Genomic DNA, 22,642 nt, shown 5'->3' on the forward strand with positions numbered 1-22,642 from the left:
TGGAGTTGTAAGAAACTCTCTTAAAGAAGCCCACGGCGGAAACACGTCCGCTTCAGATATGCCAAACAGGAGGCGCAGTGGCTAGTCACGCCAGCTCGAGGATCTCCAAAGTGCTTGTCGCTAACCGCGGCGAGATCGCTGTCCGGGTGATTCGCGCGGCCCGCGATGCGGGCCTGGCCAGCGTGGCGGTCTACGCCGAGCCCGATGCCGACGCGCCGCACGTGCGGCTCGCCGACGAGGCGTTCGCGCTGGGCGGGCAGACCTCCGCCGAGTCCTACCTGGACATCGGCAAGCTCCTCGACGCGGCGGCCAAATCGGGCGCCAACGCCGTCCACCCCGGCTACGGGTTCCTCTCGGAGAACGCCGATTTCGCCCAGGCGGTCATCGACGCGGGGCTGATCTGGATCGGTCCGAGCCCCCAGTCGATCCGCGACCTCGGTGACAAGGTCACCGCCCGCCACATCGCCGCCCGCGCCCAGGCTCCGCTGGTGCCGGGCACCCCGGACCCGGTCAAGGACGCCGACGAGGTGGTGGCCTTCGCCGAGGAGTACGGCGTGCCGATCGCGATCAAGGCGGCGTTCGGTGGTGGCGGCCGCGGCATGAAGGTGGCGCGCACCATCGAGGAGATCCCCCACCTGTACGAGTCGGCGGTGCGCGAAGCCGTCGCCGCCTTCGGCCGCGGCGAGTGCTTCGTCGAGCGCTACCTGGACAAGCCCCGCCACGTCGAGGCGCAGGTGATCGCCGACCAGCACGGCAACGTCATCGTGGCCGGCACCCGCGACTGCTCCCTGCAGCGCCGCTTCCAGAAGCTGGTCGAGGAGGCGCCCGCGCCGTTCCTCACCGACGCGCAGCGCAAGGAGATCCACGAGTCGGCCAAGCGCATCTGCAAGGAGGCGCACTACTACGGCGCCGGCACGGTCGAGTACCTGGTCGGCCAGGACGGCCTGATCTCGTTCCTGGAGGTCAACACCCGCCTGCAGGTCGAGCACCCGGTCACCGAGGAGACCTCCGGAATCGACCTGGTGTTGCAGCAGTTCAAGATCGCCAACGGCGAAAAGCTGGACCTCACCGAGGACCCCACGCCGCGCGGCCACGCGATCGAGTTCCGGATCAACGGCGAGGACGCCGGCCGCGGCTTCCTGCCGGCGCCCGGCCCCGTCACCCGGTACGACACGCCCAGCGGACCGGGAGTCCGGCTGGATTCCGGTGTCGAAGCCGGATCGGTTATCGGCGGACAGTTCGACTCGATGCTGGCCAAGCTGATCGTGTACGGCGCCACCCGCGAAGAAGCCCTGGCCCGCTCGCGGCGCGCCCTGGACGAATTCCACGTCGAGGGGCTGGCCACCGTCATCCCGTTCCACCGCGCCGTGGTGTCCGACCCCGCCTTCATCGGTGACGGCGACGGCTTCTCGGTGCACACGCGCTGGATCGAGACCGAGTGGAACAACACCGTCGAGCCGTTCACCGGCGGCGAGCCCGTGGACGAGGAGGATGCCCGCCCCCGCCAGACGGTGGTCGTCGAGGTCGGCGGCCGCCGGCTCGAGGTATCGCTGCCCGGTGACCTGGCGCTGTCCAACGGTTCCGCCGACCCGGCCGGCGTCATCCGCAAGAAGCCCAAGCCGCGCAAGCGGGGCGCGCACTCGGGTGCGGCCGCCTCCGGTGACGCGGTGACCGCCCCGATGCAGGGCACCGTGGTCAAGGTCGCCGTCGAGGAGGGCCAGGAGGTCGCCGCTGGCGACCTGGTCGTCGTCCTCGAGGCGATGAAGATGGAGAACCCGGTCACCGCGCACAAGGACGGTGTCATCACCGGCCTGGCGGTCGAGCCCGGCGCCGCCATCACCCAGGGCACGGTGCTCGCCGAGATCAAATAGCCGAGTCGGACGATATTCCTGGGAAACAGTTGTCGACCGGGTCCGGCGCGGGTACCGTTCGGGTCAGGTTGAGTTCACAGCCGTCCGGATCACGTATGGGGCGTTGGAAGGTGAACTCGTTTGTTCTCAGCTTCACTCCGCACCTGACGTCTTCCGCAGCACACATCCTGTTCTACGGATGGAGTCAGTAATGTCTGTGGCCCAAACTTGGCAACACAGCCGCGCGGCGCAGTTCACCGCGCGCTGGGACCCGTCGGGGACGCTCATCACGGTGGACGGCGAGCTCGACGCCGCCAACGCCGATCAGCTCGCGGCGTACGTGCGACACGCGATCGCCCGGTCCCGGCGCGTGATCCTGGACCTGCGTGGCCTGAAATTCATTGGCACGGCCGGTTTTTCGGCGCTGCACCGGATCAACGTGGTGTGCTCGGGCGCCCAGGCGGATTGGGCGATGGCGCCGAGCCCGGCGGTGGCGCGGTTGCTGCGCATCTGTGACCCCGACGGCACCCTCCCGGTGACGACGCCCGCGGCCGAGCCGCTGCTGGGCCCCGGGGACGAAGAGCCGGAGACCCTACTGCAGCTGGTCGCGCAGCCGCGTTAGCGACTTGGCCAGCAGCCGGGACACGTGCATCTGCGAGATGCCCACCCGTTCGGCGATCTGAGTCTGCGTCATCGACTCGAAGAACCTGAGCACCAACACCGTTCGCTCCCGCTCGGGCAGTGCCTCGAGTAGGGGGCGCAGCGACTCCTGATCCTCGATTCGGTCCAGCCCGGTATCGACGTCGCCCAGGGTGTCGGCGATCGCGCGGGCCTCGTCCTCTTCGCTGCCGCCACCGCTGTCGATGGACAGGGTGTTGTACGAGCTGCCCGCCACCAGGCCCTCGACGACCTCCTCGCGGTCCATGCCGAGTTCGGCGGCGAGCTCCGTGGCGGTGGGTGCCCGCCCGAGCCGCTGCGACAGTTCGGCGGTGGCGGTGCCGAGGCGCAGGTGCAGTTCCTTCAGCCGCCGGGGCACCTTCACCGACCAGCTGTTGTCGCGGAAGTGCCGGCGGACCTCGCCCATGATCGTGGGCACCGCGAACGACACGAAGTCGGACCCGGCCTCCACGTCGAACCGGACCACCGCGTTCACCAACCCGACCCGCGCCACCTGGACGAGGTCGTCGCGCGGTTCGCCGCGGCCCTCGAACCGGCGGGCGATGTGATCGGCCAGGGGCAGGCAGCGCTCGACGATCTTGTCCCGTTGACGCTGGAATTCCATCGAGTCGGGGTCGACATCGGCCAACTCGCGGAACATCGCGGGGACATCGGCGTATTCGTTCGGTCGCGAGACGGAACCGCCGGCAGCTGGTGGGGTCACCTGCTGGAGGCCGCCCGTCGCGCCGTCAGCGTGATACCGAATACGCTGCCGGTTTGGTTGGGTTCGCGACCATCATGGAAGGTCTGGACGTCGTCGGCCAACGACGTCAGCACGTGCCAGCTGAAGCTGCCGGGCGCCACCACGTCGTGCGTGTCGCACGCCGCGGAGGCCTCCACGACCAGCTGGTCGTCCTGCGGGTCGACCACGACGACCAGGGTCGCGTCGGGGGTGGCGCAGCGGATCAACCGGGTGCACACTTCGTCGACCGCGAGCCGCAGGTCCGCCACCGCGTCGAAGTCCAAGTCCTCGAAGGTGCCGATCGCACCGACCAGCGTCCGCAGCATCGCCAGGTTCTCCAGGCGCGCCGCAACGTGCAATTCGACGGCGCGGTTGCCGCGCTGGCGCTTGTGAGTGCGCAATCCCGCATCGTTCATCTGGTCTCCCGGCAATGGTTGACTACCACTACTACCATCCCCTAGCCCGCCGTGGACCGTCCGCTCGAGCCGGTTAGTCATGGCTGCCGCCGGGTATTCGGCCCGCTATGGGCGGGCCGGAGACCCCCGAAACGGTTCGAACGTGGCGGCTCGAGCGCGTGGCGGTGATCGCCGGAATCGCGCTGGTCGTGTTGGTTCTTCTGGCTATAAGCATCTATGTCGGCGTGTTCGTGATCCTGGCCCCCATGATGGGGTGACCACGCTAACGCAACCGTTCCGGCACTCATCATGGTGCACACTTGATACCCACTCGGCGACGCCGGTAACCCCCGGGTTTACCTGCTGGCAAAACGGCTGCGGCGCTCAGGATCGCCCGGCCGGACGGACTCCTAGCTCGCGGGCCACTGCCGGTAGACCTCGGGATGCTCGGCGTACCAGCGATCCGCGATCCGGCGGATCCGCCGGTGCTCGACGGCCACCCACACCAGCCCCAGCACCGCGGCGATGATCGCCAGCAGGCCGGCGGTCACGCCCTCGTGGTGATGTCCGGTGCCGAAGGCGGCGAGGCTTCCGCAGGCCCCGATCACGCCGGCGACCACCAGCAGATACCCGGGCCAGTGCAATACGTCGATCAACGACTCGCCGGCGAGCGGCCGCGTGGTCCTCAGATGGTCGACGGGGTCATGAAAGGTGTCTCCCATGGCTGCTCCTACTACGGAACTTATGACTCATGCGCAGCTCAAATCGGGTTGCACCATCAACGGTAGATCCCCGGGAAGGCTTTTGGCGAGACCCCGATCACAAGGGCAGCGCCGGGCCCGCGATCGGGGCCACGCCCATGGCCACCATCAGCACCATCAGCGTGAAAAGAAACCACCCGGCGCCGTGCCACCCCCACCAGGTGCCCTCGGCCTTCCATACCCGGTAGGTGCGCAGGAACGCCCAGAGCCCGGCCCCGAGCAAGATGAGCGGTCCGCCCACCGCCAGCAACGTCCGCTGCGGCGCGCCGCAGGCAGCCGTGTCGACGCCGGTGCCCGGGCAGGTGCTCACCCACAGCGCGGCCAGGACCAGAAACCCGACCGCCGCGACGGCGGCAACCGCCGCGAACCGGATGGCGGCGCGCACTTCGCCGTCCTCCTGCCCCAGGCGATCACCGCCCGATCGCTCATCCGCCTTGTGCATGCTTGCCCCTCGAAATCCCCCGTGTGGCCAACGCTTTGTTCATCGTTTGCTGCGTCGCAATAGTTACTTCGCAAGGACAAATGTCCGGCGATCGGGCGTCGCGATCGCGCCGGCACTTCGCGGAAAACGCATGGGAACAAATACCCGGCCGCAAACCCGGTAAAACCGGCGGGCCCTCCAGCGAGGCGCGCGTCGACGATAACGTCAATTTTTTCGGCAATACCGCTGGCCAACGGCGCCGACCCCGGATGCACACAATCTGCTCGGTGTCTCAGAACCGATGAGTACTATCTCTCACATGCCGACAGCCCGAAGGCGCTTATCCCCCGAGGATCGCCGCGCTGAGCTGCTCGCTTTGGGGGCAGAAGTCTTCGGAAAGCGACCTTACGACGAAGTGCGCATCGACGAGATCGCCGAGCGCGCCGGAGTGTCGCGGGCGCTGATGTATCACTACTTCCCCGACAAGCGGGCATTCTTTGCCGCGGTGGTCAAGGACGAGGCCGACCGGCTGTATGAGACCACCAACATGGACGACGCCACCGGCCTGACGATGTACGAAGAGGTGCGCCTCGGCGTCATGGCCTACATGGCCTACCACGAGCAGAACCCGGAGGCCGCGTGGGCGGCGTACGTCGGGCTGGGCCGGTCGGACCCGGTTCTGCTGGGCGTCGACGACGAGGCCAAAAACCGTCAGCTCGAACACATCATGAGCCGCATCCACGACCTGGTCGCCAACATCTCGGGGGCCAAGCTGGAAGCCGACGTCGAGCGGGACCTGCGGGTGATCTGTCACGGCTGGCTGGCGTTCACCTTCGAGCTGTGCCGCCAGCGCATCATCGATCCCACGATCAACGCCGAGCGCCTCGCCGACGCGTGCGCGCACTCGCTGTTCGACGCCATCGCCCGGGTGCCGGAGATCCCCGAGGAGCTGTCCCACGCGATGGCGACGGCCCGCATCCAACCCCGCTAGCCGGCGTACTTGTCGGTGGGTCTTGGCACCATGGTTAGGTGACCACCCATGACCCGTTAGGCCGGTTCAGCGCGACCACGCGCGAATGGTTCACGAGCACCTTCGCCGGCCCCACCACCGCGCAGGCCGAAGCCTGGGACGCCATCGCCGACGGCGACAACACGCTGGTGATCGCCCCGACCGGATCCGGCAAGACGCTCGCGGCCTTCCTGTGGGCCCTGGACTCGCTCGCCGGCGCGGCCGAGCGGCCCGCCGGCACCCGTGTGCTGTATGTGTCCCCGTTGAAGGCGCTGGCGGTCGACGTCGAACGCAACCTGCGCACCCCGCTGGCGGGGCTCACCCGCATCGCCGAGCGGCACGGCCTGCCGCCGCCGGCCATCAGCGTCGGCGTCCGCTCCGGCGACACTCCGCCCGCCGAACGCCGTCAGCTCATCGCGCGGCCCCCCGACGTGCTGATCACCACGCCGGAGTCGCTGTTTCTGATGCTCACCTCGTCCGCCCGCGAGACCCTGGCCGGCGTGCAGACGGTGATCGTCGACGAGATCCACGCCATCGCCGCCGGCAAGCGCGGCGCGCACCTGGCGCTGTCGCTGGAGCGGCTCGACGAGTTGCGGGAGGGCCCGCCCGCGCAGCGCATCGGGTTGTCGGCGACGGTGCGCCCGCCCGAGGAGCTCGCCCGATTCCTGTCCGGGCAGCAACCGACCACCATCGTGGCGCCCCGATCGGCGAAAACCGTCGAGCTGACGGTGCAGGTGCCCGTGCCCGACATGGCCAACCTGGCCAACAACAGCATCTGGCCCGACGTCGAGGCGCGGCTGGTCGACCTGATCGAGGCGCACAACTCGACGATCGTGTTCGCCAACTCGCGGCGGCTGGCCGAGCGGCTCACCGCGCGCCTCAATGAGATTCACGCCGAACGCCTCGGGCTGGGCCTGTCCGGTGAGACCAACCCCAAGGTGGCGGGCGGGGCGCCCGCCCAGCTCATGGGCAGCGGCCAGACCTACGGTGCCGAACCGCTGTTGGCGCGCGCCCACCACGGTTCGGTCAGCAAGGAGCAGCGCGCCCTGGTCGAAGAGGACCTCAAGCGCGGTCTGCTCAAGGCCGTGGTCGCGACGTCGAGTTTGGAGCTGGGCATCGACATGGGCGCGGTCGACCTGGTGATCCAGGTCGAGGCGCCGCCGTCGGTGGCCAGCGGCCTGCAGCGCATCGGGCGGGCCGGCCACCAGGTCGGCGAGGTGTCCCAGGGCGTGCTGTTCCCCAAGCACCGCACGGACCTGATCGGCTGCGCGGTGACGGTGCAGCGGATGCTGGCCGGCCAGATCGAGACGATGCGGGTGCCCGCCAACCCGCTGGACATCCTCGCGCAACAGACGGTCGCGGCGGCCGCGCTGGAGCCGCTGGACGCCGACCGGTGGTTCGACACCGTGCGCCGCAGCGCCCCGTTCGCGACGCTGCCCCGCAGCGTGTACGAAGCCACCCTCGACCTGCTCTCGGGCAAGTACCCGTCCACCGAGTTCGCCGAGCTGCGGCCCCGGCTGGTCTACGACCGCGACGCCGGCACGCTGACCGCGCGGCCGGGCGCGCAGCGGCTGGCCGTCACCTCCGGCGGCGCCATCCCCGACCGCGGCATGTTCACCGTCTACCTCGCCAGCGAGGCGGAAAAGCCGTCCCGGGTGGGCGAATTGGACGAGGAGATGGTGTACGAGTCCCGGCCGGGTGACGTCATCTCGCTGGGCGCCACCAGCTGGCGGATCACCGAGATCACCCATGACCGGGTGCTGGTGATACCCGCGCCGGGCCAGCCGGCCCGGTTGCCGTTCTGGCGCGGCGACGACGCCGGCCGCCCGGCCGAGCTGGGGGCCGCGCTGGGCGCGTTCACCGGCGAGCTCGCCGGCCTGGACCGCGAGGCCTTCGACGCCCGCTGCGCGGGCCTGGGTTTCGACGCCTACGCGACCGACAACATGTGGGCGCTGCTGGACGAGCAGCGGACCGCGGCCGGGGTGGTGCCCACCGACACCACCCTGCTGGTCGAGCGGTTCCGCGACGAACTGGGCGACTGGCGGGTGATCCTGCACTCGCCGTACGGGCTGCGGGTCAACGGCCCGCTGGCGCTGGCGGTGGGCCGCCGGCTGCGGGAACGCTACGGCATCGACGAGAAGCCGACCGCCTCCGACGACGGCATCGTGGTGCGGTTGCCGGACATGCTGTCCGACGCCGGCGAGACCCAGCCCGGCGCCGAGCTGTTCGTCTTCGACGCCGACGAGATCGACCCGATCGTCACGGCCGAGGTGGGCGGTTCGGCGTTGTTCGCGTCGCGGTTCCGCGAGTGCGCGGCCCGCGCGCTGCTGTTGCCCCGCCGGCACCCGGGTAAGCGATCGCCGCTGTGGCACCAGCGCCAGCGGGCCGCCCAACTGCTGGATGTGGCCCGCAAATACCCCGACTTCCCGGTGGTCCTGGAGACCATCCGCGAATGCCTGCAGGACGTCTACGACGTCCCCGCCCTGACGTCGCTGATGGCCGGCATCGCCCAACGCAAGGTGCGGGTTGCCGAGGTCGAGACCGACCGTCCCTCTCCGTTCGCGGCGTCCCTGCTGTTCGGCTACGTCGGCGCGTTCATGTACGAAGGCGACACCCCGCTGGCCGAGCGCCGGGCCGCGGCCCTGTCGCTGGACAGCACGCTGCTGGCCGAGCTGCTTGGCCGCGTCGAGTTGCGCGAGCTGCTGGACCCCGACGTCATCGCCGCGACCGGCCGCCAGTTGCAGCACCTGGCCGAGGACCGTGCCGCGCGCGACGCCGAAGGCGTCGCGGACCTGCTGCGGCTGCTGGGCCCGATGACCGAGGACGAGATCGCCGCGCGGGCCGGCGGCGCCGAGGTGGGCGGCTGGCTCGAGGGCCTGCTGGCGGCGCGGCGGGCGCTGACCGTGTCGTTCGCCGGCCGCAGCTGGTGGGTGGCCATCGAGGACATCGCCCGGCTGCGCGACGGGGTCGGCGCGGCGGTTCCGCTGGGGGTGCCGGCCGCCTTCACCGAGGCGGTGGCCGACCCGCTGGGCGAGCTGCTGGGCCGCTACGCGCGCACGCACACCCCGTTCACCACCGCGGAGGCCGCGGCCCGGTTCGGGCTGGGACTGCGGGTGACCGCCGACGTGCTGGGCCGGCTGGCCGCCGACGGACGCCTGGTGCGCGGCGACTTCGTCGCCGCCACCGAGTTCGCCTCCGGCAGCGAACAGTGGTGCGACGCCGACGTGCTGCGCGTGTTGCGGCGCCGATCGCTGGCCGCGCTGCGCGCGCAGGTGGAGCCCGTGAGCACCGCCGCATACGGGCGGTTCCTGCCGGCCTGGCACCGGCTGCCCGCCCAGAATTCCGGGCTGGACGGCCTGATGTCGGTGATCGACCAGCTGGCCGGGGTCCGGATGCCCGCCTCGGCGATCGAGCCGCTGGTGCTGGGCCCGCGGGTGCGCGACTACTCGCCCGCGATGCTCGACGAGCTGCTCGCCACCGGCGAGGTGACCTGGTCGGGCGCCGGGTCGATCTCGGCCAGCGACGGCTGGATCGCGCTGCACGTGAGCGATTCGGCGCCGCTCACCCTGGCCGGGCCCGCCGAGATCGACTTCACCGACGCCCACCGCGCAATCCTGGACACGCTGGCCGGCGGGGGCGCGTACTTCTTCCGGCAGCTCTCCCAAAGCGGGATTGCCGAAGCCGAGCTGAAAGCCGCCCTGTGGGAGCTGATCTGGGCGGGCTGGGTCACCGGTGACACGTTCGCCCCGGTGCGCGCCGTGCTCGGCGGGGTGGGCAACCGCAAACGCTCGGCCCCGGCCCACCGGTCGCACCGGCCGCCGCGGCTGAGCCGATACAGCGTCGCGCACGCGCAGTCGCGCCCGGCCGACCCGACGGTGGCCGGCCGGTGGTCGGCCCTGCCGCCGACCGAGCCGGATTCCACGGTCCGCGCCCACTACCAGGCGGAGCTGCTGCTGGGCCGTCACGGCGTGCTGACCAAAGGCGCGGTGGCCGCCGAGGGTATTACCGGCGGGTTCGCGACGCTCTACAAGGTGCTGAGCACCTTCGAGGAGGCCGGCCGATGCCAGCGCGGCTACTTCGTCGAGTCGTTGGGCGGCGCGCAGTTCGCGGTCGCGTCGACCGTGGACCGGCTGCGCAGCTACAGCGACGGCATCGACCCCGAGCGGCCCGAATACCGGGCGGTCGTGCTGGCCGCCGCCGACCCGGCCAACCCCTACGGCGCCGCGCTGCCGTGGCCCGCCTCCGGCGGCGAGGGGGCGCGGCCGGGCCGCAAGGCCGGCGCGCTCGTCGTGCTGGTCGACGGACACCTGGGCTGGTTCCTCGAGCGCGGAGGGCGGTCCCTGCTGACGTTCACCGACGACCCGGCGGCCCACGGCGCGGCGGCCGCGGCGCTGGCCGACCTGGTCGCCTCCCGGCGCGTCGCGTCGATCCTGGTCGAACGCATCGACGGGGCGCCGGCGCTGCAGCCGCAGGCCGGGGGGCCGAGCCCGGTCGCCGAGGCGCTGGCCGACGCCGGGTTCGCCCGCACCCCGCGCGGACTGCGGCTCCGATGAGGCCGCGGTAGCCATGCCCGAGGGCGACACCGTCTGGCACACCGCCGCCGTCCTGCGCCAGCACCTGGTCGGCCGCACCCTGACCCGCTGCGACGTCCGCGTCCCCCGCTACGCGACCGTCGACCTCACCGGGCAGGCGGTCGACGAGGTGCTCAGCCGCGGCAAGCACCTGTTCATCCGGGTCGGCCCGGCAAGCATCCACTCGCACCTGAAGATGGACGGCAGCTGGCGCGTGGGCGAGCGGCCGGCGCGGGTCGACCACCGAGCGCGCATCGTGCTGGAGGCCGGAACCGTCCGCGCCGTCGGCGTGGACCTGGGCGTGCTGGAGATCCTGGAGCGCGAGCACGACGCCGACGCCGTCGCGCACCTGGGGCCCGACCTGCTGGGCGAGGACTGGGACGCCGGGCTGGCCGCCGCCAACCTGGCCGGGCACCCGGACCGCCCGCTCGCCGAGACACTGCTGGATCAGCGCGTGCTCGCCGGGATCGGCAACGTCTATGCCAACGAGCTGTGTTTCGTCAGCGGGCACCTGCCCACCGCGCCGGTGAGCGCGGTGGCCGACCCGCAGCGGCTGGTCTCGCGCGCCCGGGACATGTTATGGCTCAACCGGTTCCGGTGGAACCGCTGCACCACCGGCGACACCCGGACCGGCCGGCAGCTGTGGGTCTACGGCCGAGCGGGCCAGAGCTGCCGCCGCTGCGGCACCCGCATCGCCTACGACGGCACCGGGGACCGGGTCATGTACTGGTGCCCGTCCTGCCAGCGCTGACGCCGCGCCACTAGTCCCATGGTGGCGACCCGCCTCGCCCGGCTCCGCCGCGCTTGCGATCGCCACTAGTCCCATGGTGGCGACCCGCTTCGCCCGGCTCCGCCGCGCTTGCGATCGCCACTAGTCCCGCGCGTGCGCCAGGAAGAACTGCGCGATGGCCTCCGAGCCGTCGAGCGCGCGGGTGGTGGGCCCGATGATCGCCTTGGGCAGGTACTGCCTGCCGCCGGGCCACGTGTGCCCACCGCTGTCGATCTGATAGAAGATCACCTCGGTGGACGCCGCGCACGCCGTCGAGTCGAAGCGGCGCACGACGGTCCCGTCCCCGACGTTGGGCAGGGCCTGGACGGACGGGTCGCCCTGGCAGCGATCGGCCGAACGCCACATGTTCACCATGCTGTCGGCGGAGATGGCATGGCTGACCCCGCCGCGACCGCGCACCACCCCGCCCTTGAACGGGACCAGCGGGTCGGCGGTGCCGTGCGCCTCCCACACCGACACGGGCCGAGACGGGTTGCACGCCACACCAACGCCCAGCGTGCCCGCCACGGGTGCGGCCGCGGCGAACACGTCGGCGCGGTCACACGCCAGCCGGTTGGACATGAATCCGCCGTTTGACATCCCGGTGACGAAAACGTGCCCCGGGGCGATGTTGTAGTCGGTCTGCAACTTGCCCACCAGCCCCACCAGGAAGCCGACGTCATCGATGTGCCGGCGGTCCGCCGGCGACGCCCCCCGCCCGTCGGCCCAGCTCTTGTCGTAGCCGTCGGGATAGACCACCAGCAGGTTGTGGGCGTCGGCGACGGAGTCGAATCCGGTCAGCCCGCGCTGCCCGTTGCCGGTGCCGCCACCACCGTGCAGGCTCAGGACCAGGCCGACCGGGCTGCCCGGCGGCACATGCAGCAGGTAAGTTCGGTCCATGCCGCCGGAACGGAACGTCCCGGAAGCATCGCGCACGGTGGCCGCCGACACATGCCGCTCCCCGCAGCTCACCAGGCACACCGCCACCAGAAGCAGAGACAACAAACGCACGTGCGGCATGCCTTCAGAACCCCGGCAACGCCGAAGGCGGAGCAAACCGTGCGCTGGGTGTGGCGATGATCGCAATATCATTGATCCTGCACCGAGCGGCGTCGCAACGTGCGAATATTCGGGCAGCCCCCGCTGTCAGCGAGCAACGGCACTTCGATGTCACGGGAGTATCAGAAATGACGAGGACCCAGATACGCAACCCCAGCCTTCTGCTGTTGCTGATGGCTGCCGGCGTCGTCCCGTCGGCCGGGCTGGTGGGTGTGCTCGGAGCGACCCCCGCCGCGCACGCCAGCGCCGCCGATGACGCGTTCCTCGCCGCGCTGACCGCCAAGGGCATCAACTATGAATCGCCCGAAACTGCGATCCGGTCCGGCCACCTGGTGTGCCAGCAACTCGAGTCCGGTGAAGCGCCGCAGCAGGTGGCGAACGACGTCATGACCAACAGCCACCTCGACGGCTACCACGCCGGCTACTTCGTGGGCGTGAGCATCCGCGCGTACTGCCCGAAGTACGGGGCGCAGGCCTGAAAGTTAACAGCCAGTTGACAGGTTCGTGACAAGCGCGCCGGTAAAATTTAACCCGGAAACAATTCCGAGAACTCGAAGGCCAAATGATCCCTAGACTTTTGGTCGGCGTGGCACTCGCTCTAGGCGCCGCTGGTGGGACGGCAGCCATCGCCCACGCTGACCCGAGCCCTTTCAACACCCTCAGCTGCAGTTGTGAGGAGACGGCGCCGGCGGACAGCGCGGCCCTTTCGGACAAGATCGTCCGGGGAATCCAGCACGGCCTTGCGGACCTGCCCGCAGCGCAGATTCATCACTGAGGTTCAGTTCGTTCTCCGCGTGCGTCGCACGGCGTAATGGTGGTAACGCGCGGCGCGTCGGCGGATGCGATACGCGCTGCCGCGGGTGCGATGCGGTTGCCCGGCAAGGTGTATCGGCTCGCTGTAGAAGAGCATCTTGGCCAGCTCCACCAGAATCAGGTAGCAGATCACGAACGTGCCCAGCACGGCGAAGAACTGCCACGGCAGCGGGGTGAAGCCCAAGGTCCGCGCCAGCGGTGAGATCGTCAGCCCGGCGCCGACGGCGACCACGGAAACGCTCGTGACGGTCAGCAGCGCGCTGGGCCGGCTGCGGAAGAACGGCACCATCCGGGTGCGGATCACGAAGATGATCAGCGTCTGCGTCGCGAGCGATTCCACGAACCAGCCGGTGCGGAACTCGACGGCGCCGGCGTGCAGCACGCCCAGCATCAGCCCGAAGGTCAGGAAGTCGAACAGCGAACTGATGGGACCGAAGATCAGCATGAACCGGCGGATGAACGCGACGTTCCAGTGCGATGGAGCATGCAGCTGCTCGGCGTCGACCCGGTCGGTCGGGATCGCCAGCTGCGAGGTGTCGTAGAGCAGGTTGTTCAGCAGGATCTGGCTGGGCAGCATCGGCAGGAACGGCAGCAGCGCCGACGCGGCAGCGGCGCTGAACATGTTTCCGAAGTTGCTCGACGTGCCCATCAGCACGTACTTGATGGTGTTGGCGAAGATGCGCCGGCCCTCGGCCACCCCGGTGGCCAGCACCCCGAGGTCCTTTTCCAGCAGCACCACGTCGGCCGCGTCCTTGGCCACGTCGGTGGCGCTGTCGACGGAGATCCCGACGTCCGCGGCGTGCAGGGCCAGCGCGTCGTTGACGCCGTCGCCCAGGAAGCCGACCGAGCGTCCCTTGCGCCGCAGCGCGGTGATCAGCCGGGCCTTCTGCTCCGGGGAGATGCGCGCGAAGATGGTGTGGTTCTGCGCGACCCCGGCGAACGCGTCGTCGTCCAGCGCGTCCAGCTGCGCGCCGGTGATGGTGCCTTTGGACGCCAAACCCAGGTCGCCGCAGACCTTTTCGGCGACCCTGGGGTTGTCCCCGGTAGCGATCTTCAACTCGATGCCCAGGTCGGCCAATTTCGAGAGTGATTGGCGCGCAGCGGATTTGGGCTCGTCGGCGAAGACCAGGAAGCCCGCGAGCGATAGCTCGCACTCGTCCGCACGGGTGAGCGTCGTCAGTCCCGGCGCGGGTTTGGCGGCGACGGCCACCACTCGGCGCCCGGCGGCGAACAACGCCGCGAGCGTTTCCTCCGCCACCGCCGCGACGCCCCGGCATTGGGCCAGCACCTGCTCGGGCGCGCCCTTGACCACCAGCGTCCGGGTGCCGTCGTCGTCGACCAACACCGACGTCGCCCGGCGTTCGTGGTCGAACGGCAGCATGGCGACCCGCGCGGCACCGGCCACCAAGTCGTGTGCCTGCGGGGACTCCCAGAGCGCCGCGTCGAGCGGATTGGCGCTGGCGCCACCGGTTTCCGGGTCGACGTCGGTGGCCAGCAGCCCCAGCCGGCGGGCCGCGTCGCTCTGCGCGCCGCCGGGTTCGACGAAGTCGACCAATCGCAGCCGGCCTTCCGTCAGGGTCCCGGTCTTGTCGGTGATCAGGATGTCGATGTCGCCGAGGTCCTCGATGCACACCAACCGTTTCACGAGCACCTTCGCCTTGGCCAGCTGCCGCGACCCGGTGGCCAGGCCGGTGCTGACGACGGCGGGCAGCAGCTGCGGCGTGATGCCGACCGCGATCGCCAGCGAGAACAGCACGGAGTCGATGATCGGCTTCGCCAACAACAGGTTGCTGATCAGGATGACCACCATCAGGGCGACGGCGACCTGCAGCAACAGGTAGGAGAACCGGCGCAGGCCCACCTGGAAGCCGGTTTCCGGCTGGCGTTCGTCCAAACCCGCTGCGATGCGGCCGAATTCGGCTTCCCTTCCCGTGGCGTACACCACCCCCGTGCCCTCGCCGGCGCTGACGATGGTGCCCATGAACGCCAGGTCGGCCGCGTCGGCCAGGTCGGTTCCGGGAGGCACGGGTTCGGGTGATTTCTCCGAACCGGTCGACTCCCCGGTCAGGATGCTTTCGTTGCATTCCAATCCGCTGACGGCGATCAGCCGGACATCGGCCGGCACCGCCTCCCCCAGCGACAGCCGGATCACGTCGCCCGGTACCAATTCGGTGACCGGCAACGTGACGAACTCCCCGTCGCGGCGCACCACGGCGTTGTGGTGCACGCTCGCGTGCAGGTCGGCGGCGGCCCGTTCGGCGCGGTATTCGTTGATGAAGCCCAGGCCGATGCTGGCGACCAGGATGATGCCGATGATGACCGCCTGCATGCTGTCGCCCAGAAAGTACGAGACGACCGCGGTGCCGGCCAGCAGGATGAGCACCGCGTTGCGCAGCTGACGGCCAAGCACCGCAAAGACATTCACGCGGTGGGTCCGCACCGCGTTGGGGCCGTAGCGCGTCAGCCGGGCGGCGGCCTGGTCGCTGGACAGGCCGGCGGCCGAACTGTCCAGCAGGCGCAGCACGTCGTCGACCGTGGCCGCCGCCACCGACGTCGTGGTCGGGGCGGCGGAAGCCGGCAACACCTCGGCGGTCATAGCCAGTCCCTGCGCTTGAACATCAGGTAGATCACCACCATCAGGACGAAAATCAGGCTGGTGCTGGCGATGAACCCGGCGAGGTGACCGAAGCCGGGGTACGGCACGTTCTGGCCGTAGAACCCCGTGATCGCCGTGGGCACGGCGATGATGGCCGCCCATCCGGTCAACTTCTTCATGATGGTGTTCAGCCGCGCGTCCTGCAGCGACAGGTTGGTCTCGAAAATCGTTGTGACCATGTCGCGCAACGATTCCGTCCATTCGGATACGCGCAGCACGTGGTCGTACAGGTCGGCGTACAGGGGGTCCAGTTCCGGGGCGGTGCCCACCTCGTGCCGGTGGTGCTGAATCGAGTTGACCACCTCCCGCATCGGGAGAGCCACCCGCCGCAGCCCCACCAGGTCGCGCCGCATCTGAAACGTCCGGCGCTGAAAGCTGGGCTGGCGCGGCCTGCCGTCGAACAGCTCGTCCTCGATGGATTCGACGCAGTCGTCCAGGGCCTCGACCGCCGCGAAATGACTGTCCACCACGACGTCGAGCAGGCCGTGCACCAGCGCGCCCACCCCGTACTGCTGGGCGCCGATCTCCTCCCATCGCCGGGTCACGGCGGCGATGTCGAACTCCGGCGTCAGACGCACGGTGATCAGGCCGCGGGGTAGCACGAATGCCGAAATCCGGTGCATGGACAGCATTCGCCGCGGCTCGTCGCTCGCCTCCGCCGCGACCTCGACCGCGTACACCGTGAAGAAGGTGTGCGTCTCATACGCGGTGGCCTTGACCCGCTCGGCGGCCGCCACGGCGTCCTCGACGGCCCATGTGTTGAGGCCGAGTTCGTCGGCCAGGTCACACAGCGCGTCGTGGTCGGGGACGCACAGGTCCACCCAAACCAGGGTGTCGGGTTCACGGAGGTACTCCGAGATGTCGTCAAAGGCGAAGTCGTTCTGCGGCTTACCGTGCCGCCACACGCGGCCCTGGATGTTGCCCTGCACGACGCTATCTTCTCAGCCCGGGTCCAGCCGCCGTCCATCAGTAGGTGGAGATCTCGTCCTGCTCGGGCAGGTCGCCGCTGACCATGAAGATGACGCGGCGCCCGACTTCCACGGCATGGTCGGCGAAGCGCTCGTAGAACCGGCCCAGCAGCGCGGCGTCCACGGCGGCGGGAATGTTGTCCGTCCAGTTCTGGTCCAGCAGCACGCTGAACAGCTGCCGGTAGAGCTCGTCCATCGCGTCGTCCTGTTCGCGCAGCCGCGCGGCCTGTTCCGGGTCGTGACACATGAGCACCTGTTTCGCGTTGTCGCCCAACGCTATTGCCACCTCGGCCATGTCGGCGAAACACGCGCGGACCTTGTCGGGGAGCGCCCGATCCGGGTGCTCGCGCCGGGCGATCTTGGCGACGTGCACCGCGAGCGCGCCCATTCGTTCGATGTCGGCGATGAGCTGGATGGCGCTGAAGATTGCCCGTAACTCCCCGGCAACCGGTTGTTGTAGCGCCAGTAACGCGAACGCTTCTCGCTCCGCGCGCCCCCGCATCGCCACCATTCGGTCGTGGTCACGGATGACGCGTTCGGCGGCTTCGAGGTCCGCCTCCAACAACGCTGTGGTCGCGCCCCTCATGGCTTCGTTGGCCAGGCCGCACATCTCGCCGAGCTGGACGCTCAATTCCTCCAGCTGGTGGTGGTAAGCGGTTCGCATAGCGCAACGGTGGCCAATGCGAGCGCTTTTCGCAAGGGACGAAAGGCACCCGAAAAGGGCCTGAATGGCTCCTCCCCCGCGCGGCACCGCCGGTTAACCTGCCGCTGTCACCATATCGATGAAATCCACCCGAGCCGAGAGAACACGGTGAGCACACGACGCGGCCTCCCCGGGCTGGGCCTGTTGACAACGCCCTTGCGCGCCGCCGCCGTGAGCGCCGAGATCGCCACGGGCGCCGCGCTGTTGGGCGGGAACGTGGCGACGAGCATGGGCAGGTCGCTCGTGCGCGCGACGCCTGACGTGCCGGCGCTGACCCGCGCCGCGGCGGGCGCGGTGCTGGAGGCGGCGGGGGGCCCGCGGGCCCGGCGCGTCAGCGCCAATGGGCCCCGGCGCTGGATCGAGGTGCGCGGCCTCGAGGGCGAGCGCGCCGCGGACATCGCGGCGGCGGTCCTGGCGGCGGTCCGGGCGATGCCCGGCGTCCAACGGGCACACCTCAACCCCACCCTGGCGAGGGTGGTCGTGACCGTGTCGGAGGACGGCCCCGCCACGGCCGAGCTGTGCCGGGCCGTCGGCGCCGCGGAACGACCCCGCCGCGGCCGGGCAGCGCGCACCCACCCGGCCAGCCTGCCGGGCGACGACGCGGTGTTGATGGGCCGGATGGTGGCGGCGACGGCGGCCTCGGTGGGCTTCGCCCTCTCTCTGACCGGCAGCCTGCTGCGACTGCCCCGCCTGCCCGACCTGGTGGCCGTGCCGCCGACGGTGGCCGACCACCTGCCGGGGCTGCGCCGCGAGTTGGAGCGGCGCCTGGGACCCGAGGGCACCGACGTGTTGTTCGGCATCGTCAACGCCACCACCGCGGCCCTGACGCTGTCGCCGACGGCGGCCGCCGCCGAAGCCGCGACGCGCACCATGCTGGCGGCCGAGGCGTGGAACGGCAGGCTGGCGTGGAGTCGGCATGAACCCGAGCTGGCCGGCCAGCCGGTGCCCGACGACGCGGCCGCGACCCCCGTCGGCTACCAGGCCCCGCCGGACGGGCCGGCCGAACGCTACGCCAATCGCGTCGGCCTGGCCGGCATCTGCGCCGCCGCCGCGGTCGGCCTGCTCACCCGCAACCCCGACGCGGCCGGCGCCGCGGCGCTGGCCGCGGTCCCCAAACCATTGCGCACCGTGCGGGAAGCGTTCGGCTGCACGATGAGTCGCGGCCTCACCGCCCGCCACGACGCGCTGGTGCTGCGGCCCGGCGTGCTACGGGCACTCGACCGGGTCGACGCGATCATGGTCGACCCGCGAGCGCTGTACACCGACGAGCTGACGGTCAGTCGCGTTCTGGGCGTCGACAATTCGGCGCGCACCTACGCCTGGGCGGCCGTGCGGGCCGCGCTCGAGGGCGACGGCATGAAACCGGGCTGGCACCAGCTGGCCGACATTCCCGGCGCCGGCAGCGTCGGCGAAGCCCTGATCAGCCCGGTCCGCGACCCGTTCGCGGCGGCGGTGCTCACCGAGGCACGGCGCTCCCAGCCGCGGGTCTACTCCCTGGATGACGACGGATTGCGTTCGCTGGCAAAGGGTTTCGATCAGCTGTATCCCGCGGACGGGTCGATCGACCACGCGGTCGCGGCGGCGGTCGCGGAACTGAAGGCCGCCGGGCACACGGTGGCGCTGTTGACGACGTCGGCCATGCGGGGCGCGCACCGGTCCGACGTGACGATCGGGGTGCTGCGGCCCGGGCATTCCGCGCCGTGGGCCGCCGACGTGATCGCGAAGGACCTGACCGGGGCGTGGCGCATGTTGCACGCGCTGCCCGCCGCGCGCGCGGCCACCGAGGGCGCGGTCCGGTTGTCGGCCTCGGCCTCCGCGATCGGCGCGCTGATGCTGATTCCCGGTGTGCCGGGCCGCAGTTCGGCATCGGTCAATGTCGGCATGGTCGCCAGCCTGTGGTTCGGCTACCGGGCGGCCGTGAAGGCCCTTCGAGACCCGCTGCCGGAGCCCGAGACCGCCCACGACTGGCACGCGCTGCCGGTCACCGAGGTGCAGCGGCTGCTGCCCCGCCCGGTCGACGAGGACCGCGAGGAGGCTGTGGCGCGGTGGCAGCAGGTGCCCCCGCTTCGCGTGCTGCACGACGCGGCCGCGGCGTCCTGGGCGTCCATCCGCGATTTCGTCGAGGAGATGCGCGGCGACCTGGCGGACCCGATCACGCCGCTGCTGGCCACCGGCGCGGCCGCCAGCGCGCTGCTCGGCTCCCCGCTGGACGCCGTCCTGGTCGGCAGCGTGCTGTTGGTCAACGCCGCCTTGTCGGCCGAGCAGCAGCTGCATGCCGAGAGCACACTGAATCGGCTTCTGGCCGTTCAGGATCCGCCGGCGCGGCGCCTGGTCGGTGCGTTGGACGCGCAGCGCCGCGAGAAGGTCCCCACCAAGCGGCTGCGGCTGGGCGACATCATCGAAGTGCACGCCGACGAGGTGGTCCCCGCGGATGCCCGGCTGTTGCACGCCTCGAACGTGGAGGTCGACGAGTCGACGCTGACCGGTGAATCGCTGCCGGTCGCCAAGCAGACCGAGCCCACGCCGGGCGCGCCGCTGGCCGAGCGGACCTGCATGCTCTACGCCGGCACCACCGTCGTCGCGGGCACGGCCGTGGCCGTGGTCACCGCCGTGGGATCGCGCTCGGAGATGCGCCGGGCGCTGGCGATGGCGCCGAGGAAGCTGCAGGAGATCGGACTGCAGCGGCAGTTGCGGCACATCACCCGCCGGGCGTTGCCGTTCAGCGTCGCCAGCGGCGGCCTGGTCGGCTTGCTCAGCGTGGCGCGCGGCACCGGGCTGCGCGAGGCGGTGTCCAGCGCGGTCACGCTGATCGTCGCCGCCATCCCCGAGGGCCTGCCCCTGGTGGCGACGCTGGCCCAACTGGCCGCCGCCCGCCGGCTCACCGGCGAATCGGTGCTGATCCGCAACCCTCACTCGGTGGAGGCGTTGGCCCGGCTCAACGTGGTGTGCTTCGACAAGACCGGCACGCTGAGCGAAAACCGGCTCAAGGTCAAGGAGGTGCGCCCGCTGCCGGGCTACGCCCCCGGCGCCGTCCTGGACGCGGCGCTGAGCACCAGCTACGCGCGGCACAGCCACCGGGTCGACCACGCCACCGACGACGCCGTCCACCGCGCCGCCGCCGACCCCGCCCTGCGCGGCGACGGCTCAGCGCCGCAACGGCTGACCCGCGACGCGTTCCTGCCGTTCCAGTCCGGCCGCCCGTTCGCCGCCGCGCTGGTCGGCACGCGGCTGACGATCAAGGGCTCGCCCGAGGTGCTCTCGTCGGCGTTGCTGCAACACGACCACGCGTTGACCCGGCAGATCGACGAGATGGCGGCCAACGGGTTACGGGTGCTGGCGGTGGCCGAGCGGCAACTCAGCCCGAAGGAGGCCGCGGCCGCGGCGCAGGACCCCGACCGGCTGGAGGCCCTGTGCACGGCCGCCCTCACCCCGATCGGCCTGCTGGGACTCGCCGACACGCCGCGGCCCGCGGCGCAGGCGGTGCTGACCGAACTCGCCGCGCGCGACATCGGCGTCCGGCTGATCACCGGCGACCACCCCGCGACGGCGGCGGCGATCGCCCAGGAGATGGGGCTCGACGTCACCCCCGATCAGGTGATCACCGGCAGCGATTGGGAAGCGTTGTCCGCCGACGGACGGGCCGCGGCGGCGGCGGCGCGGGTGGTGTTCGCGCGGATGACACCGGAACACAAGATCGACGTGGTCCAGACCCTGGAGCGGTCCGGACTGGTGACGGCCATGGTCGGCGACGGCGTCAACGACGCCGCCGCGATTCGGGCGGCCAGCGTGGGCATCGGCGTGGCGGCGCGCGGCAGCGATGCGGCCCGCACGGCGGCCGACGTGGTGCTGCTCGACGAGCGGATCGAGGCGCTGATCGACGCCCTCGACGAGGGCCAGCAGCTGTGGCGGCGCGTGCAGTCGGCGGTGTCGATGCTGTTGGGCGGCAACCTCGGCGAGGTCTGCTTCGCCATGATCACCACGGTCCTCACCGGGCGGTCGGTGCTCAATGCCCGTCAGATGCTGTTGGTCAACATGCTGACCGACGCGCTGCCCGCCGCGGCGCTCGCCGTCAGCCCGCAGGCGGCCACCGACGAGGTCAGCCGCGACGAGGCGGCGATGTGGCGGGCGATCGGAATCCGCGGGGCGGCAACGACGATCGGCGCGACGGCGGGCTGGGCGATGGCCAGCGTGACCGGCCCGCCGCGCCGCGCGGCGACGGTCGCGCTGATCGCGTTGGTGGGCGCGCAACTCACCCAGACGCTGGTGGACTCGCGCGCCCCGCTGGTGGTGTTGACGTCGGTCGGCTCGATGGGCGCGCTGGCGGTGGTGGTCAGCACGCCGGGGCTCAGCCAGGTCTTCGGCTGCACGCCCGTGGACCCGCTGGCCTGGGCCCAGGGTTTGCTGGCCGCGGCCCTGGCCAGCTCGCTGTCGGCGGCCGCCCCCGACTTGCTGCTGCGCGCGTCGCAGAGCGTGCAGCGCCGGATGGTCGGCCACTGATGGCGCGCCCGAAGCCGGTTGGCGGCACGCGTTGTTCACGTCTGGTAAACCCCGCGGTCACTTGTCCGGGTCGCGGGCCGGTCACGCCGGCCGTACCGTTTGCGGTACGACGGCTAACTCGAAAGTAAGCGAGCAGGTGGTTGAGATGGAGCGCGACAATCGGTTGCGGCTCAAGCCTTATCGGTCGGTATCCGAGCACATCGACGGCGCCTGGTGGCCGCAGTCGACCAACTTGGTCGAGGAGCTGCCGAAGTTGCTGACGGCGCTGTCCGAACGGATGGGGCGGGTCGTGATGGTGGGCTACCGCCGCAACGGCTGGGACGAGACGCCGGCCCTGATCGAGGTCGCCGGCCACACCGTCGAATTGCTCGGCTTCACCAGCGACGAGCCGACCAGTGTCATCCTGATCGGCGAGAACGGCCGTCATGTCACGCTGCAGGTGATCCGGCCGGACACCGGCGAGGAGGCGGCCCGGCAAGCGCTCGAGCGGGCGGGGAAACCCGCCGACGCCGAGGCGGCCCCGGCCAGCCGTTCGACGGTGGCGCGATCGGTGGCCGACGTCGCCGAGAAGCTGGCCCGCCACGAAGGCCTGGACGACGAGCGCCGCACCGCCCAGATCAAGCGCTGGAGCGAGGAGGCCGCCCTTCAGTTCGTCGACGCGCCGGTGCAGACCTTCGTGCCGATCCTGGTCGAACACATCGTGCGTAACCGGATGCTGGAATCGCGCCCGCACGATCATCGGCGACCGTCGCTGACGGCGTAAGCCGAACC

General features: G+C 70.7%; 17 protein-coding genes. 9 read left to right on the top strand and 8 right to left on the bottom strand.

Features of this window, described 5'->3' with window-relative positions; translation table 11 throughout:
- Nucleotides 1-77: 77 nt before the first annotated feature.
- Nucleotides 78-1,871, top strand: coding sequence for an acetyl/propionyl/methylcrotonyl-CoA carboxylase subunit alpha (locus tag A5681_RS05630; RefSeq protein ID WP_067270311.1), 1,794 nt, complete (start codon nt 78-80; stop codon nt 1,869-1,871).
- A gap of 178 nt (nt 1,872-2,049) precedes the next feature.
- Nucleotides 2,050-2,472 (top strand): STAS domain-containing protein, encoded by a 423-nt coding sequence (locus A5681_RS05635; RefSeq protein ID WP_067270316.1) that lies wholly within the window; start codon nt 2,050-2,052, stop codon nt 2,470-2,472.
- Here the strand turns inward: A5681_RS05635 and A5681_RS05640 are convergent.
- Together A5681_RS05640 and A5681_RS05645 are read right to left on the bottom strand one after the other, a co-directional pair.
- Nucleotides 2,443-3,231, bottom strand: coding sequence for an RNA polymerase sigma factor SigF (locus A5681_RS05640; RefSeq protein ID WP_067270320.1), 789 nt, complete (start codon nt 3,229-3,231; stop codon nt 2,443-2,445). The two genes, A5681_RS05635 and A5681_RS05640, sit on opposite strands and share 30 nt — an antisense overlap.
- Complete coding sequence (locus tag A5681_RS05645) at nt 3,228-3,665, bottom strand: ATP-binding protein (RefSeq protein ID WP_067270324.1); 438 nt, start codon at nt 3,663-3,665, stop codon at nt 3,228-3,230. Before A5681_RS05645 ends, A5681_RS05640 begins: the two co-directional genes overlap by 4 nt.
- A gap of 107 nt (nt 3,666-3,772) precedes the next feature.
- Here A5681_RS05645 and A5681_RS27365 point away from each other — a divergent pair, with 107 nt between their 5' ends.
- On the top strand, nt 3,773-3,922 hold the full coding sequence (locus A5681_RS27365; protein ID WP_197498517.1) for a hypothetical protein: 150 nt from the start codon (nt 3,773-3,775) through the stop codon (nt 3,920-3,922).
- 132 nt (nt 3,923-4,054) lie between these two features.
- On the opposite strand, the gene usfY is transcribed toward A5681_RS27365, so the two are convergent.
- Both usfY and A5681_RS05655 read right to left on the bottom strand, forming a co-directional pair.
- On the bottom strand, nt 4,055-4,366 hold the full coding sequence (usfY, locus tag A5681_RS05650) for a protein UsfY (protein WP_067270329.1): 312 nt from the start codon (nt 4,364-4,366) through the stop codon (nt 4,055-4,057).
- 97 nt (nt 4,367-4,463) lie between these two features.
- Complete coding sequence (locus A5681_RS05655) at nt 4,464-4,847, bottom strand: hypothetical protein (protein WP_067270332.1); 384 nt, start codon at nt 4,845-4,847, stop codon at nt 4,464-4,466.
- A 298-nt stretch (nt 4,848-5,145) separates the two neighbouring features.
- Here A5681_RS05655 and A5681_RS05660 point away from each other — a divergent pair, with 298 nt between their 5' ends.
- From A5681_RS05660 to nei2, 3 genes are read left to right on the top strand one after another with little or no spacing between them, the layout of a single operon-like run.
- The gene (locus A5681_RS05660; protein WP_067270335.1) at nt 5,146-5,817 is read left to right on the top strand and encodes a TetR/AcrR family transcriptional regulator; all 672 of its coding nucleotides are present in this window, start codon (nt 5,146-5,148) and stop codon (nt 5,815-5,817) included.
- A gap of 38 nt (nt 5,818-5,855) precedes the next feature.
- Complete coding sequence (locus A5681_RS05665; protein ID WP_067270338.1) at nt 5,856-10,388, top strand: ATP-dependent helicase; 4,533 nt, start codon at nt 5,856-5,858, stop codon at nt 10,386-10,388.
- A 13-nt stretch (nt 10,389-10,401) separates the two neighbouring features.
- On the top strand, nt 10,402-11,157 hold the full coding sequence (gene nei2, locus A5681_RS05670) for an endonuclease VIII Nei2 (protein ID WP_067270345.1): 756 nt from the start codon (nt 10,402-10,404) through the stop codon (nt 11,155-11,157).
- A gap of 120 nt (nt 11,158-11,277) precedes the next feature.
- On the opposite strand, the gene A5681_RS05675 is transcribed toward nei2, so the two are convergent.
- Nucleotides 11,278-12,195: an alpha/beta hydrolase family esterase gene (locus A5681_RS05675; protein WP_067270349.1), complete on the bottom strand. Its 918-nt coding sequence runs from the start codon at nt 12,193-12,195 to the stop codon at nt 11,278-11,280.
- Between the two features lie 167 nt (nt 12,196-12,362).
- Between A5681_RS05675 and A5681_RS05680 the strand changes: the two genes are divergently transcribed.
- Nucleotides 12,363-12,713 (top strand): DUF732 domain-containing protein, encoded by a 351-nt coding sequence (locus tag A5681_RS05680; protein WP_067270352.1) that lies wholly within the window; start codon nt 12,363-12,365, stop codon nt 12,711-12,713.
- Between the two features lie 299 nt (nt 12,714-13,012).
- Here the strand turns inward: A5681_RS05680 and mgtA are convergent, their stop codons facing one another.
- The 3 genes from mgtA to phoU are packed head-to-tail and all read right to left on the bottom strand — an operon-like array spanning nt 13,013 to nt 17,335.
- Nucleotides 13,013-15,643, bottom strand: a complete 2,631-nt coding sequence (gene mgtA / locus A5681_RS05690) for a magnesium-translocating P-type ATPase (RefSeq protein WP_067270358.1) — start codon at nt 15,641-15,643, stop codon at nt 13,013-13,015.
- Nucleotides 15,640-16,632, bottom strand: coding sequence for a magnesium transporter CorA family protein (locus A5681_RS05695; protein WP_067270360.1), 993 nt, complete (start codon nt 16,630-16,632; stop codon nt 15,640-15,642). The genes mgtA and A5681_RS05695 overlap by 4 nt, the downstream gene beginning before the upstream one ends.
- A 37-nt stretch (nt 16,633-16,669) precedes the next feature.
- Nucleotides 16,670-17,335, bottom strand: coding sequence for a phosphate signaling complex protein PhoU (gene phoU, locus A5681_RS05700; protein ID WP_067270363.1), 666 nt, complete (start codon nt 17,333-17,335; stop codon nt 16,670-16,672).
- A gap of 267 nt (nt 17,336-17,602) precedes the next feature.
- Between phoU and A5681_RS05705 the strand changes: the two genes are divergently transcribed.
- Complete coding sequence (locus A5681_RS05705) at nt 17,603-21,871, top strand: cation-translocating P-type ATPase (protein ID WP_231996215.1); 4,269 nt, start codon at nt 17,603-17,605, stop codon at nt 21,869-21,871.
- A gap of 145 nt (nt 21,872-22,016) precedes the next feature.
- Entirely contained in the window at nt 22,017-22,634 is a 618-nt protein-coding gene (locus A5681_RS05710) for a DUF5994 family protein (protein ID WP_067270366.1), read from the top strand.
- Nucleotides 22,635-22,642 lie beyond the last annotated feature (8 nt).

Origin of the sequence: Mycobacterium scrofulaceum, assembly GCF_001667885.1 — a bacterium.
GTDB classification, from domain to species: Bacteria; Actinomycetota; Actinomycetes; order Mycobacteriales; family Mycobacteriaceae; genus Mycobacterium; species Mycobacterium scrofulaceum_C.

Coding starts and splice junctions, on each gene's coding strand:
- A5681_RS27365 (WP_197498517.1), top strand. CDS start 3,773: ATGGGCGGGCCGGAGACCCCCGAAACGGTTCGAACGTGGCGGCTCGAG.
- A5681_RS05645 (WP_067270324.1), bottom strand. CDS start 3,665: ATGAACGATGCGGGATTGCGCACTCACAAGCGCCAGCGCGGCAACCGC.
- mgtA (WP_067270358.1), bottom strand. CDS start 15,643: ATGACCGCCGAGGTGTTGCCGGCTTCCGCCGCCCCGACCACGACGTCG.
- A5681_RS05675 (WP_067270349.1), bottom strand. CDS start 12,195: ATGCCGCACGTGCGTTTGTTGTCTCTGCTTCTGGTGGCGGTGTGCCTG.
- A5681_RS05660 (WP_067270335.1), top strand. CDS start 5,146: ATGCCGACAGCCCGAAGGCGCTTATCCCCCGAGGATCGCCGCGCTGAG.
- usfY (WP_067270329.1), bottom strand. CDS start 4,366: ATGGGAGACACCTTTCATGACCCCGTCGACCATCTGAGGACCACGCGG.
- phoU (WP_067270363.1), bottom strand. CDS start 17,335: ATGCGAACCGCTTACCACCACCAGCTGGAGGAATTGAGCGTCCAGCTC.
- A5681_RS05635 (WP_067270316.1), top strand. CDS start 2,050: ATGGAGTCAGTAATGTCTGTGGCCCAAACTTGGCAACACAGCCGCGCG.
- A5681_RS05655 (WP_067270332.1), bottom strand. CDS start 4,847: ATGCACAAGGCGGATGAGCGATCGGGCGGTGATCGCCTGGGGCAGGAG.
- A5681_RS05680 (WP_067270352.1), top strand. CDS start 12,363: ATGACGAGGACCCAGATACGCAACCCCAGCCTTCTGCTGTTGCTGATG.
- nei2 (WP_067270345.1), top strand. CDS start 10,402: ATGCCCGAGGGCGACACCGTCTGGCACACCGCCGCCGTCCTGCGCCAG.
- A5681_RS05710 (WP_067270366.1), top strand. CDS start 22,017: ATGGAGCGCGACAATCGGTTGCGGCTCAAGCCTTATCGGTCGGTATCC.
- A5681_RS05705 (WP_231996215.1), top strand. CDS start 17,603: ATGGGCAGGTCGCTCGTGCGCGCGACGCCTGACGTGCCGGCGCTGACC.